The organism is Desulfosporosinus acididurans (genome assembly GCF_001029285.1).
Lineage (GTDB): Bacteria > Bacillota > Desulfitobacteriia > Desulfitobacteriales > Desulfitobacteriaceae > Desulfosporosinus > Desulfosporosinus acididurans.
The window spans coordinates 71891-85890 of record NZ_LDZY01000012.1 but is presented as its reverse complement, the minus strand read 5'-3'; the positions used below and the strand labels follow the sequence as shown (position 1 = coordinate 85890).

At 44.8% G+C, this 14000-nt stretch carries 15 protein-coding genes; all 15 read right to left on the bottom strand.

Annotation, left to right across the window (positions count from 1 at the left end; translation table 11 throughout):
* Positions 1 to 72: 72 nt before the first annotated feature.
* The 15 genes from DEAC_RS16390 to DEAC_RS16320 all read right to left on the bottom strand — a co-directional run bounded on the left by DEAC_RS16390 (position 73) and on the right by DEAC_RS16320 (position 13943).
* Positions 73 to 1905 carry a HAMP domain-containing sensor histidine kinase gene (locus tag DEAC_RS16390; protein ID WP_047811155.1) on the bottom strand — a complete coding sequence of 611 codons (1833 nt, stop codon included), beginning with the start codon at positions 1903 to 1905 and terminating at the stop codon, positions 73 to 75.
* Complete coding sequence (locus DEAC_RS16385; protein ID WP_047811154.1) at positions 1905 to 2594, bottom strand: response regulator transcription factor; 690 nt, start codon at positions 2592 to 2594, stop codon at positions 1905 to 1907. The genes DEAC_RS16390 and DEAC_RS16385 overlap by 1 nt, the downstream gene beginning before the upstream one ends.
* A 103-nt stretch (positions 2595 to 2697) precedes the next feature.
* A complete protein-coding gene (locus DEAC_RS16380) occupies positions 2698 to 3057 on the bottom strand; it encodes a YraN family protein (protein WP_047811153.1) in 360 nt (119 codons plus the stop codon).
* Positions 3058 to 3309: 252 nt separating this feature from the next.
* Positions 3310 to 4755, bottom strand: a complete 1446-nt coding sequence (locus DEAC_RS16375) for an NADH-quinone oxidoreductase subunit N (RefSeq protein ID WP_047811152.1) — start codon at positions 4753 to 4755, stop codon at positions 3310 to 3312.
* On the bottom strand, positions 4755 to 6296 hold the full coding sequence (locus DEAC_RS16370; RefSeq protein ID WP_047811151.1) for a complex I subunit 4 family protein: 1542 nt from the start codon (positions 6294 to 6296) through the stop codon (positions 4755 to 4757). The genes DEAC_RS16375 and DEAC_RS16370 overlap by 1 nt, the downstream gene beginning before the upstream one ends.
* Positions 6296 to 8239, bottom strand: coding sequence for an NADH-quinone oxidoreductase subunit L (gene nuoL / locus DEAC_RS16365; protein ID WP_047811150.1), 1944 nt, complete (start codon positions 8237 to 8239; stop codon positions 6296 to 6298). The genes DEAC_RS16370 and nuoL overlap by 1 nt, the downstream gene beginning before the upstream one ends.
* 21 nt (positions 8240 to 8260) lie before the next feature.
* Positions 8261 to 8605 carry an NADH-quinone oxidoreductase subunit NuoK gene (nuoK, locus tag DEAC_RS16360; RefSeq protein ID WP_047811149.1) on the bottom strand — a complete coding sequence of 115 codons (345 nt, stop codon included), beginning with the start codon at positions 8603 to 8605 and terminating at the stop codon, positions 8261 to 8263.
* A complete protein-coding gene (locus DEAC_RS16355; RefSeq protein WP_047811148.1) occupies positions 8602 to 9105 on the bottom strand; it encodes an NADH-quinone oxidoreductase subunit J family protein in 504 nt (167 codons plus the stop codon). The genes nuoK and DEAC_RS16355 overlap by 4 nt, the downstream gene beginning before the upstream one ends.
* A gap of 2 nt (positions 9106 to 9107) precedes the next feature.
* Positions 9108 to 9512, bottom strand: coding sequence for a NuoI/complex I 23 kDa subunit family protein (locus tag DEAC_RS16350; RefSeq protein WP_047811147.1), 405 nt, complete (start codon positions 9510 to 9512; stop codon positions 9108 to 9110).
* A 4-nt stretch (positions 9513 to 9516) separates the two neighbouring features.
* A complete protein-coding gene (nuoH, locus tag DEAC_RS16345; RefSeq protein WP_047811146.1) occupies positions 9517 to 10560 on the bottom strand; it encodes an NADH-quinone oxidoreductase subunit NuoH in 1044 nt (347 codons plus the stop codon).
* 24 nt (positions 10561 to 10584) lie between these two features.
* A complete protein-coding gene (locus tag DEAC_RS16340; RefSeq protein WP_047811145.1) occupies positions 10585 to 11688 on the bottom strand; it encodes an NADH-quinone oxidoreductase subunit D in 1104 nt (367 codons plus the stop codon).
* An 11-nt stretch (positions 11689 to 11699) separates the two neighbouring features.
* The gene (locus tag DEAC_RS16335) at positions 11700 to 12191 is read right to left on the bottom strand and encodes an NADH-quinone oxidoreductase subunit C (RefSeq protein WP_047811144.1); all 492 of its coding nucleotides are present in this window, start codon (positions 12189 to 12191) and stop codon (positions 11700 to 11702) included.
* Positions 12181 to 12702, bottom strand: a complete 522-nt coding sequence (locus DEAC_RS16330; protein ID WP_047811143.1) for an NADH-quinone oxidoreductase subunit B — start codon at positions 12700 to 12702, stop codon at positions 12181 to 12183. The genes DEAC_RS16335 and DEAC_RS16330 overlap by 11 nt, the downstream gene beginning before the upstream one ends.
* Positions 12693 to 13049 (bottom strand): NADH-quinone oxidoreductase subunit A, encoded by a 357-nt coding sequence (locus tag DEAC_RS16325; protein WP_047811142.1) that lies wholly within the window; start codon positions 13047 to 13049, stop codon positions 12693 to 12695. Before DEAC_RS16325 ends, DEAC_RS16330 begins: the two co-directional genes overlap by 10 nt.
* A gap of 111 nt (positions 13050 to 13160) precedes the next feature.
* Entirely contained in the window at positions 13161 to 13943 is a 783-nt protein-coding gene (locus tag DEAC_RS16320; RefSeq protein ID WP_172408250.1) for a ribonuclease HII, read from the bottom strand.
* Between the last annotated feature and the right edge of the window lie 57 nt (positions 13944 to 14000).

The following is a 14000-nucleotide window of genomic DNA, read 5'->3' as shown; positions in this document are numbered from 1 at the left end:
CCCAAAAAGGCAATAGTAAAATGTTCGCTCTAAGAGTCTTTAATCCTTCCAGAATAAGCAAAAAAATACATTTTATTCTAATGAAGAGGCATTGAAATCTTTGGGCAAAGTTATAAGGAAGGTCGTTCCTTTTCCCATATCGCTTTCTACTTTTATCTGTCCTCCATGAGCTTCTACAATTTGACGAACTATCGCTAAACCAAGTCCCATTCCTCCGTCTTTTCTCGTACGTGCTTTATTAACCCGGAAAAAGCGATCAAAGATATAGGGCAGTGCTTCCCGTGGTATCCCCTCTCCTTCATCTTGGATAGCAAATTGAACATGATTTTCCTGATCTTCAAAAAGAACTCGAACCGTTTTGCCCTGCGGGGTATGACGCATTGCATTATCCAAAAGATTAATAAATACCTGTAAAAGGCGATCAGGATCGGCCATGATTTTGCCCGAACCTTTGGCGACTTCCAAACTTAAACCTAAATCCTGAGCTCTGCCCTGAAAGCGCTGGCAAACTTCACTTAAAAAGCTCTGCAGATCTAAGTCAACCGGCTGCAAACTCTGTCCGCGCTCCAACCAATTAATGTCTTGCAGATCTTTAACTAAACGGGCTAAGCGTTTCGCTTCTTCCAAGACCAAGTCAATATATTCTCCCCGCTCATTCTTAGGTATCACATCATCCTGGATTGCCTCTAAGTATCCTTGAATAAGATGGAGTGGAGTTCTTAGTTCATGGGTAACACTGGCTAAAAATTCACGCCTTGCCTTTTCAGCCCGCAGCGAGGCAGTTATATCGCGAAGAACGGCAACATGTCCTCGAAATCCCTCAGTCTCTGTCATAGGGGCCAAGATTACCTGAAGTACTTGAAGCCCTAATTTTAAAGTTCCATAATTTTCGGTTTGCTCTTGGTTTTTTCTCATGGCCTGGAGAAAATCAACGATTCTAAGTTTCCGATCTTGGAGTTCTGCCTCTTGCTCTTGCCATAATGCCTTTGCTGTGTCATTGGCATAAAGTATAGATCCGTCACAGCCTAACATAACTACAGCATCACTAATGCTTTCAATAATACCTTGAAGCAGGTTTTTTTGCTGTGAAAGCCATTCCATGTGGTTTTTTAAACTTTCCCCCATAGAATTAAAAACTTCAGCTAGTTCTCCAATCTCATCTTGACTCGTTACTCCCTGGATCGGCAAGAAGTCTCCTTTTGCCATTCTCGAAGCACTTCGCTGCATTAAAGCAAGCGGCCTTGTTACCTGCCGAGCAAAAATGAGGCTGACTATAGTGGCGAGAAACACAGCAATTAAGGACGCATAAACGATTAAGTGCCGAAAGGTTGCGATACTTTCTTGGATGGGAATTGGTGAACTGCCCAGCAGAACAACGGCTTGTACCGGTTTTGCTCCAACGGGTGCTGCCGCAATGAGCATGGCTTGCCCCCCTCCGCTGGCGGGCAGAGCCTTAATCGAGATGGTATTGCCGGCCAGGACTTGCGCCAAATAGTCGTCGGTAAAAAAATCAGAAGGGAGTAATGATCGCGTCCAACCTCCAAGTAACCCATTAATCTCGCCAATAGGTCCGCTGAGTCCTATTCCTTGAGTCTTGCTTGAAGTTGATCCCGCAATCACAAGGATATTTCCTTGTGGATCAAGCAAAACCAGTTGGGTTCCAGAGGTGAGTTTAAAGGTTTCTAATAAGCTTAATCGTTCACTCCAACCTGGAATTGAAGCTAATTGGGTCGAGACTTCCGTTGCTTCTGTGCGCAGAGAATCTAGCTTTTGCTGTAAATAAAAGTCCCCGAACAGCCATGTAATGGTGACTCCTAATCCTCCCAGTACCAGAAGAATCAGAAGTGTCATAGCCAGCCAAAGTTTCATGGAGATGGTCCAGGAACGACGTTTTCTCCATTTCATCAGGACACCATATCCGGATCAAATTTATAACCGACGCCCCATACGGTAACCAGCATTTTTTTAATCACAGGATGGGCCAGTTTTTCCCTCAATTTTTTGACGTGGGTATCCACTGTACGAGCATCTCCATAAAAATCATATCCCCATACCGTTTCCATAAGCTGCTCACGTGAAAAAACTCTTCCTCGATTTTTAGCGAGAAAATAGAGTAAGTCAAACTCCAAGGGGGTTAAGTTTATCACCTCATCGCCAATTGTGACGCGATGCCTTTCTTTATCAATGTTGAGCAAACCAACAGTTATTTCCGAGGAAACTGTATGCATCTGGCCGCTGGATCGGCGCAGAAGTGCCTTGACCCTGGCGACTAATTCTTTCGTACTGAATGGTTTAACTAAATAATCGTCTGCACCCAGTTCCAAACCTAGTACACGATCAAACTCTTCCCCGCGTGCCGTCAGCATAATAATGGGAATCCCTGAGCTTTCGCGGATTTCACGGCAAACCCGCCAGCCATCAACATCAGGCATCATTAGATCAACAATTAATAGTGAAAATTGGCCTGTTTTAAATTTAGACAGAGCAACACTGCCATCCTCTGCCTCTTCAACAGGAAATCCTTCCCGCTCAAGATACAATCTAACTAAACTACGAATTCGTTCTTCATCATCGACAATTAGAATTGGATCCATGTTCTAACTCCCCTTTGAAAACTTGATGCAAGATTTTTCTTGGGTATTTGTCTTTAGTTTACCACGTTATCATGGCTATTTTGTGAAAATTAATTGAAGAATATTATAAAGCTCCTCTAATCCACATAAGATCAGGATTATCTTCCAGCCATCGTATGGCAATGACATCAATTCTCATTTCCGGCCAGTTGACATATCCTTGCTGCAGAATATAATACGCTGCTATTGACCTAAGACGCTGTGCCTTCCGAAAGGTGATACTTTCTTCACCCCATCCTCTATACGCAGAACTGCGAGTTCGCACCTCAATGAACACTAATGTTTCCTGATCTTGAGCAATAATATCCATTTCGCCTTTTGGGCAGCGGTAGTTCCGCTTAAGGACTTTTAATCCGGACGCTGTCAGCGAATGGACAGCCAATTCTTCCCCAGCTTTTCCCAAGCTATTTTTCTTGACTCCGATGATAATTCACTCCTTTCAGAGCAATATCATTTAATTCTTTGTCCTTGATCGGAAGTCCTTTATGCAGTTGCACTTAAGCAACAGGAAAGTTATACAAGCGAAAATTATACTTTCTGATAGTACAAAAAGAGGCTCTCAGAATGACTGAGAACCTCTTTAATGATTATACAAGAAACATAACACAAGTGAACTCGCCCACCCTCACTTATAGAAGTGAGGTCTTAAAAACTGGATAAAGGTGGACGTTAGTTCTTATTGAACTAAACTTTGTGCCGCCGCTATAGCCATTTGGGCCAAGGGAGTTGGGTAAATCCCAATAGCGATTGTTATAATCATTGTGAATAACATTGTAAATTTAACTGCTCCATGGACAGGAATATCAGGAAGCCCTTCTCCCTCTCCGAGGAACATGACTTTAACAACCGACAGATAATAATATACAGACACCATGCTCATGACAAAACCGATGTAAGCGATAGCCGTATAGCCTTGACCCATGACGGCGGAGAAGAGATAAAATTTCCCGACAAACCCAGCCAGAGGCGGAATCCCGGCTAAGGACAACAAGGAAGCTGTCATAACTACTGCTGCCAGGGGAGACCTTCGAGCCAAACCGGCAAAATCCTGAATCTCGTCGCTGCCTTGTTTTTCAGATATATGTGTCGCCACAGCAAAGGCACCCATATTAGCAAAGACATAAATCATAGCATAAAAGAGTACGCCTTTCACACCGGGAATAGACTCGGCGATAATGCCAACCATCAGATATCCTGCTTGGGCAATACTCGAATAAGAAAGCATCCGCTTGATATTCTTCTGCGGTATGGCAACTAAGTTCCCGATAATCATCGTCAGGGCTGCCAGAACCATGAGCAGGGTTTGACCTGTTGCTGAAAAAGACTGGCTGTTCATGGTAATCAGATAAACTCTGATCAACGCCGCAAAAGCAGCAGCCTTAGAAGCAATTGCTAAAAAGGCAGTGACAGGTGTCGGCGCTCCTTCATAAATGTCGGGGGCCCAGAGATGAAAGGGAACCAGGGAAATCTTAAAGCCCAAACCTGCTAAGATAAAGACAGTGGCCAAAAATGAGGTTGGGGTTAACGTCGCCCCAAGCCCGCTGGCGATCTCTGAAAGTTGAGTCGATCCTGTCAGTCCATAGATAAGACTGATACCATAGAGCAAAATCGCCGAAGAAGTTGCGCCTAAGACCAGATACTTGATTCCTGCTTCAGAGGAACGAGCATCTTCAGATAAATAGGCAACAAGAATATAAAAGGAAATCGTCATTAATTCCAGGCCAACATACAGGGTAATCAGCTCGCCGGCTCCCGCCATAAGCATCATACCTAACGTTGCTGTCAAAATTAAGGAGTAAAATTCCCCCCGGTACTTCGGCAATTTCTGTATATATCCGCCCGAAGAGAGCACAACCAATAGAGCCGCCGCTAAGAAAAGCACTTTGAAATACAGAGCGAATTGATCGTGCCAGTAGAGTCCATTCATAAAGGAAGTCTTCGTACCAAAGTAAAAATCATAGAGGGTATAACTAAGGATTCCGATTAAAGAGAAAGCGGTGAGAGGCATCATGCCCTTTCTCGCGCCGGGTGGTATCAGAAGTCCAATGGCCAAGAGAATCAAGGCCATTGCAGCTAGCGCAACTTCGGGCGTGAGTACTGCAAAGATATTGAAATCAACCATTAGAACAGCCCCCCCATCTTCGCCTGACTCACCGTCTCAAGAACCTTCGCAAGGCCTGAGGAGGTAACACCAGTATTAACTAAACCAAACAAGATATTCGGGAAAATTCCTGTTGCAAAAATCACGAAACCCAGAACAACCAAAGGAACTAGTTCGGCACCTTTGATATCTTTTAGGTGATCCCATTCCGAGCGCCGCGGGCCAAACATAACATTGGCAATCACCCTCAAGGTGTATACCGCCGTAAAGATAATCCCTGCAATTCCGAGAATAGCCTGCACAGGCAGAGCTTTAATGGTTCCCATGAAAATAGTAAATTCGGAGATAAAATTAATGGTACTTGGTAAACCCAGAGATGCCATACCGGCAATGATAAACCCAGTGGCCAAACGAGGCATCTGATGGGCTAAACCACCTAAATCGGGAATGTTGCGGGTATGAGTTTTTTCATAGATAAACCCAATCATCGAGAAGAACAAAGCGGACATAACACCATGAGCAAACATCATCGCCACGGCCCCTCCAACCGCTGTCGGATTTAAAGCCGCAATGGCAATGAGGACATAGCCCATATGGCTTACCGAAGAATAACCAATAACATATTTAAGATCTTTTTGAGCCAGAGCAATGAATGCCGCATAAAGAACATTGGCAATAGCCAGAACAGCAATCACCGGAGCCCAATACTTAGCTCCAATGGGGAGAACATAAATTCCGAGTCGAATCAATCCGTAACCACCGATTTTTTTCAAGACACCGGCGTGAATCATACTGACAGCAGTAGGCGCTCCGGCGTAGCCATCCGGTGACCAGGAGTGGAAAGGAAACATAGAAATTAGAGATCCAAAGCCAAAGAGCATTAAGCCGAAAGCAACTTTTTGGAATGGTGCACTATAAAGATTTTGTCTTGCAGCTAATTGGTCAAACATAAAGGTTGGATGCCCCTGTTTAGCTGCTGCTAGATAGAGAGCCACCATCCCAACGAGAAGGAATGCCGATCCGATAAGGAGGTAAATGGTCAGTTTCATACCGGCATATTCTTTGGAGACCCGTTTAGTACTACCCCAAATAATAACCATGATGTAAATCGGAATAACGACTATCTCGTAGAAAAGGAAGAAAATGAAGAGGTCGCGTGCGATAAATGTTCCCATGACACCGGTAATAAGGATAAGCAGCAAAGCAAAAAATTCTTTGGCCCGCTTTTCCATATTCCAGGAAGCATAAATTGAGGAAAAGCCAATCAAATTCGTCAGAAGAAGCATCGGCAAGCTAATTCCGTCAACCCCGAAGGCTAAATTGACACCAAGATCAGGAACCCAGGGGATTGTCAGGGTAAACTGCATGCCGCCTGCCGCTTGATTATAGGCGAAGAATGCATAAAGCGAGAGCACCATAGAGGTAAAGGTACCTAGAGCTGCAACAATCTTTATCGTTTTCGTTTCTTCCTTCGGCAGGAATACAATGATAAACATGGCTAATAACGGTGCCAGTAAGATAAAAGGAAGCAGGTAAGACCCTCCTGATGGCAGTGCTGACATTATTTCACACCTCCCAGCATCGCTAAGGGGTTAAGGGATGAGAACTGTCCTTCCCCAAAAGCGAAGACCATGAAAATGACAACAACTGCGAAAAAGAATACCATAGCATAGGTTTGAAGTTGTCCGGTACTCATTCTGCGCAATCCTTTAGCACTCCCACGTGTCAATAGAGCAATTCCATTGATAATCCCGTCAATAATATAGATGTCAAAGAAATAGAGTACTTTAGCCAACCCATCCATGATATTGTGGATAATCCAGAGATACAGCTCATCAATGTAGTATTTGTTCTTGAGGATTTTATAAGGCACTGGGAAACGGGCAACTATGCTCTCTGAGCTGATTGCTTTTTTGATATAGATATAATAGGCCAAGCCCATGCCAAGCAAACCGGCAATAACCGATATTCCGGCCAAACCCCAGTTCATACCTTCTGGTTCAAATTCACCAAAGTGAATAAAGAAGGCAAAATTGTGACTTGGTAAAGCAGCTAATCCACCTATAGTACTAAACGTTGCCAAAACAATCAGTGGAATAGTCATAGTCCAAGGAGATTCGTGAGGATGATTCTCCGGTTTTTCAGGCCCCATAAAGGCTACGAAGAAGAGGCGGCTCATATAAAAGGCCGTTAAAAACGCCGTAAACAAGCCAACAGCATAAACTATGGGGTGACCATTTTGTAAGGCATTGGCCAACAGCTCATCCTTCGACCAGAAGCCGGCAAAGGGTGGAATACCGGAAATTGCCAACACTCCAATAAAGAAAGTCCAGCCTGTAATAGGCATTTTTTTCCATAGACCACCCATGTCCCAAATGTTCTGTTTTTCATGCATAGCATGAATCACCGAACCTGCTCCCAAGAACATTAAGGCTTTAAAGAAGGCATGAGTCATCAGATGGAACATCGAGCCTGAATAAGAACCAACCCCAAGAGCGAAGATCATATAGCCTAATTGACTCAAGGTCGAATAGGCCAAAATCCGTTTTATATCATCCTGGGCAATGGCGATGGTTGCCGCAAAAAGTGCTGTGAAAGCACCGATTCCTGCAACAAACTGCAGCGCGGCCGGGGAAGCTTGAAACAGAAAATACATTTTGGCCACAAGATAAACACCGGCTACAACCATAGTTGCAGCATGAATCAGGGCGCTAACGGGTGTAGGACCTTCCATTGCATCAGGCAGCCATACGTGCAGAGGGAATTGGCCTGACTTGCCCATCGGTCCCATAAAGATCAGAAAGGCCATAACCGTGACATAACCGGCTGTACCTACAACGGCCACGTTTTGCAGGCTAGTGCTCAAGGCAGCGGAGAGGGCCGTGAAATCCAGAGTTCCGAACTTGTTGTACAGAAACAGAATTCCCAGCAGTAAACCAAAATCCCCAACACGAGTTGTGATAAAAGCTTTCTTGGCTGCTTCCCGAGCAGAGACTTTGAAATACCAGAAACCAATCAGCAAATAGGAACAAAGACCGACAAGTTCCCAGAAAATAAAGAGCTGTAATAAGTTAGTCGCAATAACCATTCCCAGCATAGAGGAAGCAAATAAGGACTGGTACGCATAGTAACGTGACCAACCTTTATCTCCATGCATATAGCCTAAGGAGTAGATTTGTACCATAGAGGCAACTAAGGTCACAACAAACAACATCATAGCACTTAGAGGATCTACGATTGTACCGAAATTAATCTTTAATCCTCCAATATTTAGCCAGTTCGCGCTAACGATCACCGGATGTTCCACAATTTCAGCCCCAGACTGAATAATGCCTAAACCAATTGCGACAGCTAAACCCAATGCAGTCAAGATCGCAAGGATCGACACCGTGGAAGACAGTCCTTTGGATCGTTTCGTGACAAAGGCGATGAGTAGAAACGACAGGAAGGGCAAAGCAGGAATTAACCATGCCCATCGAAAGAGATCATGCATTTCCTTGAACACCTACCTTCTCCATAGTCTCTCTTACCACTTCAACCAATCAAATTCATCAACATTTGTTGAATGACGATTACGATAAATTGTAATCACGAGGGCCAGGCCCACAGCAATTTCAGCTGCAGCCACCACGATTACGAAGAGTGCCGCTACATTTCCTGTAAGGATATAGTGAATATCAATTTTTTGATTCCATAGAAAACGGTTAAAGGCGACAAAATTGATGTTAACAGCATTAAGCATTAACTCAAGGGACATGAGTATGGCAATAATGTTCCTCTTAGCAAATACACCATAAAGTCCAAGGCAAAAGAGCATCGCTCCTACCAAAAGATAGGTTGAAAGTCCAACACTTAAATTACCTAAATTCATTTGTTTTCCTTCACTCCCTTCGCCAAAATTACGGCTCCGGCTAAAGCTACAGTCAGCAATACGGCAGCAGCCTCAAAGGGAATCATAAACTGTGAAAGCAGCAGGAGGGACATATCCTCGGCAGAACCGCCGCTCGTCCAGGCCGATGGCAAAATACGCCAGTCCGGATTTGTAAGAACGACGAGAGCAATCACCGCGAAGAGCAGTACAGAAATAAACGCTCCCCATCCCCACTTGCGATTCTCCGGATTACTGTCACTAACCTCTCCGCGCAGCGTCAGCATTACTGCGAAAACGACCATAATCGATACTGCACCGGTATAAACAAGCAATTGAACAGCTGCGAGGAAATCCGCGTTCATTAGTACATAAAGTACGGCTACTCCTGAAAAGGAAAGTGCCAGATAAAACGCACTATGGACAATATTCCTGGAAGTAACTACCCCCCAAGCTGCGGCTATTGCCAAGATAGCAAAGATAAAGAAAACGATAGTGCCCACGCTTAGCCCTCCTTCCCTTTCCGCTCAGCCCGCGCAATCATATCCCATTTCATGTCATCAGCTTCAAATACTGCATTTTCATACTCCTGGGTGACTGTCAAAGCCTTAGTCGGGCAAGCTTCCGTGCACAAACCACAAAACAGGCAGCGACCAAGATCCATATGATAGCTTTTAAGAACTCGTTTTTTGCTTTCTTCATCTTTTTCGCCGGTTAATTTAATCACGCCATTCGGACAAGCCATCGCACACATATTGCAACAAATGCATTTTTCCCGCTGCAGACCCATCGAACTTCGCACTCTACTTGGAAGCACAGGCTTCTGTTCGGGATAAAACTCTGTGATATTGGGACCGACCATGCGTTTGAACGTGATGCCTAATCCTTGAAACAGACCTTTACCAAACACTGCGTCAACCTCCCATCACGAGCCGGTAAATAAAAATTCCCAGACCCGTTAAGAAAATGTTCAAAATCGAAAGCGGCAGTAATACCTTCCATGCCAAGTGCATCAGATGATCCACCCTAATTCTGGGGAACGTCCAGCGCACCCACATCATAAAGAAGATTATTACCCCGACTTTCATCCAAAACCAAACCCAGCCCGGCAGAAAAGGACCTTGCCAACCTCCCAGAAATACCGTTGCAGCAAGAGCTGAAACCGCCGTCATGTTGCCATACTCTCCTAAGAAGAACAAGCCCCAGCGAAGACCGGTATACTCTGTGAAAGGACCTGCAACAACCTCTTGATCTGCTTCAACCAAGTCGAAAGGTGCACGATTGACTTCAGCAATTCCCGCAATAATATAAATAACAAAGGCCAAAGGCTGAAGAACTATAAAGGGAATCGTATGCTGAGCTTTAACGATATCGCCAAGATTAAAGGACTGAGTAATCATAATTACTCCCAGAAGGGAAAATAACAGGGGAATTTCATAACTGATCATTTGAGCAACCGCCCGCATACCGCCCAACAAAGAGTATTTATTGTTGGATCCCCAGCCGGCCATTAAAAATGCCAAGGTAGAAATAGCAGAAACCGCCAAGAAATAGAAGATTCCCAAATCGAGATCTATTGGAGCCATATGGTTTCCATAGGGAATCACGGCCAAGGTCATCATCGGCAGTGAAAAGATAATCATTGGTGCGATTTTGAAGATGATTTTATCGGCACCAGCCGGAGTAACATCTTCTTTTCCCATTAATTTTAAAGCATCTGCAATTGTCTGAAACCATCCGCGCGGACCGAGACGATTGGGCCCTGTTCTCATTGAAGTCCAACCCGCTACTTTACGTTCAAGTAAAATAAGGATTAATGCAGCCAGGACAATAATGACAACCACGATGATGAAATTAATGACATCCATGGTTAAATTAGCCCAAACCGATTGGGGATCCGCAAATAAACTACGGATGAAATGCGCGATAATCAAAAACAGATTATTTAAAGTCTGCATCTTATTCTCCCCTCATAGGATTTTCTACTTGTCCACTTCACCCAAGACTGCATCCAAAGTTGCAAATATCGCCACAACGTCTTGAATTTTCCACCCTTTAGCAACGATGGGAAGCATTTGCAAATTGACGAATGTTCCTGGACGAATGCGAACACGTGCCGGTTTCGTCGATCCATCACTGACGATATAAAATCCCAATTCCCCTTTGGGGTTCTCCACGCGGTGATAAACTTCGCCAACCGGAGGCTTTATGACTTTCGGTACTTTGGCCATAATCGGCCCTTCAGGGATATCACGAATAGCTTGCCTAATAATCTTAACGCTTTCCTTAATTTCATCCATCCTTATTATGGTGCGGTCATAGCTGTCACATCCGTAGCGAACAGGGACATCGAAATCAAAGCGGTCATAGATACTGTACGGATAAGCCTTGCGCACATCATACTGAACCCCGGATGCCCGTAAAACCGGACCGGTAATTGATAGATTTTCTGCCAGTTCTTTAGGCATAATCCCCACATTTTTCAAACGGCCTTGAGCAATTTCATTCCCGAAAAAGATGCCGTAGTATTCTTCGAGCATCTCAGGGGTATCGTCCAAGAACGATTCTAATGCAGGCCAAAACTCAGCCGGAGGTTCGGCACTCATGCCACCAATACGCATGCAGTTTACTGTTAAGCGGCTTCCTGCAGTCATTTCATACATATCCAGGATTCGTTCCCGATCCCGGAAGGCATAGCCCCAAGCCGTCCAGCCCGCGATATCCAGGGCAGTACTGGCAATCATGACCTGGTGGCTGGCAATCCGAGCAAGTTCCCCAAAAATTACCCGAAGATATTCAGCCCGCTCAGGAATTTCAACACCCATCAGCTTTTCAACAGTCTGTACATAGGCCCAGTTATTATGTGGAGAAGCTAAGTAATCTAAGCGATCCGTGTAGGGGATAAACTGCGTATAAGTCCGGCTTTCTGCTAGTTTTTCTATTCCTCGATGTAAATATCCAATTTTGGGCTCGATTTCTGTTACAGTCTCCCCTTCTAAATGAACAATCATCCGAAATAAGCCGTGCATACTCGGGTGTTGAGGACCCATGTTAAGAACGAGTTCTTCCGTTTTATCAATACTCATGGTTTTCCCCCCTATTCCCCGTCTATACGCTGGCGGACAAGATTACGAATCTCAATGGGTTCGGTCTCATAGTCCTTGCGTAGTGGATAGCCTTCAAAATCATCCCACATATAAATCCTTTTGAGGTTAGGATGACCTTTAAATTGAATTCCAAACATGTCGTAGGCTTCACGCTCTAAATAGTCTGCGCCTTGCCAAATTCTCGTGACCGAATCAACCACCGGGTTTTCCCGGTCAACAATAGCTTTTACGCGCAGATGCTGAGGGCCGTTCAGACTTGTCAACTGATATACAACCTCAAGATGATCCACCAAGTCTAACCCCGCCAGATCGTGGAGAAAGTCACATGGGACATCATCGAAGCTTTTCACTGCTGTAAGGGTTTCTGTCACATAAGGTGCCTGAACTTTAAGAATAAGTGTACCTAAGATCTCTTCGACCTCACCGTTAACCCTGCCGGCCAGCTCTTCCACTCGTTGTTTTAACAGTTCTTTATTTTCCATGTCTCATTAACCTCACCTTAGCGGGATTTGAAACCTTATATTGAAGTTGCAAAAGCCCATAGATTAAGGATTCCGGCCGCGGAGGACACCCCGGAATATAGACATCAACCGGGACAATCTTATCAACGCCTGCCATCATTGAATAGGAATCCACAAAAGGTCCTCCGGCGTTGGCACAACTTCCCATGGCGATAACCCATTTTGGTTCAGGCATTTGGTCATAAATACGTCTTAAAAGCGGCGCCATTTTGCGGGTACAGGTTCCCGCAACAATCATGACATCAGCTTGCCGCGGTGATGCCCGGAATACCTCATAGCCAAAGCGCGAAATATCGTAGCGTGGTCCGCCGGTAGCCATCATCTCGATGGCGCAGCAGGCTAAACCAAAGGTAACAGGCCAAAAAGAGTGCCCGCGTGCCCAGTTAAGAAGCTTATCGATATTCGTTACTAAAATGTTCTTCTCCAGCAGCGTTTCATCTTCACGCAGCTGTCTTTCCAACCTTACATCCACTCTAAAGCACCTTCTTTCCAAGCATACCAGAAGCCAACCAAAAGAATGACGATAAAGATGAACATTTCCACGAAGGCGAATGTCCCTAGTTTTTGGAATGTGAGCGCCCAAGGATATAAGAAGACCGTTTCAACATCAAACGCTGTAAATACAAGAGCATACATAAAGTAATTACTCTTAAATCCGAGCCAGGTCCGTCCAATAGTTTCGTTCCCGCACTCATACGTTGTCAGTTTTTCCTTATGTGGCTTATTGGGCGCCAACAACTTGGGCATTAGCATCATAATGACCGATACAGCGATGGCACCAACAAGAAACACTCCGACAGCAGCAAAATTGTTGTCCAACTTCCTTACCTCCTTCCTGAAAAAAATTTTTTATAAGCCGGGTTAATCCACGGACTCAGAAAGAACCTCTCATTATCCCGGCATAAAGCGGCGCCATAGACCTCGGCAAAGTTAAAGAGCGGACAGCCCTTCTTTTACCGGGGCAAAACTCTTACGATGAAGAGGACATGGCCCTAAACGCCGCAAAACTTTCATATGTTCACTCGTACCATAACCCTTGTTTTTAGAAAAGGTATATTCAGGATAAAGTGCGTCAAGTTCGACCATTAATCGATCACGAGTTACCTTTGCTAAGATTGAAGCCGCAGCGATCGAGGCGCTTAACTGATCTCCTCTTACCAGAGGAAGCTGCGGTAAATTGACCGCCGGCAAAGTGAGGGCATCAATCAATAAGTAATGGGGACGAACTGTCAAACCTTCGACTGCTCTCTTCATTGCCAGCTTTGTTGCTTGTAATATATTGAGAACATCAATCTCTGCGGGTTCAGCACTGCCAATAGCGTAGTCTATGGCTTGGTTTTGGATTTGCGAAAATAGTTTTTCACGCTTGCTTTCTGTTAAAGCTTTAGAGTCGTTAAGACCGGGAAGCGTAAACCGTGTCGGCAGAATACAGGCTGCAGCAACAACCGGTCCAGCAAGGGGACCCCGGCCGGCCTCATCAATACCTGCTATCAGTAAAAAACCCTTCTGCCATAATTTCTTTTCCTCGATAAGTAATCCCTGAACACGCGCGTCTTCTTGCGCTTGGGCCTGCTGATGCTTTATTTGACGTTCTGCGAGCCGCCGAACCCCTTGCCGTGGGTCATTTTGGCAAGCAGCAAGCATCCGAGGAGAAGGATCATTATATAATGCGATTTCAACTTCTTTAATATTCATCTGGGATAACGGTACCACCTATTTTCCCTCTTTCTGAGTTCGACATCACAGGTCTATATCCTTTAATTACGGGGC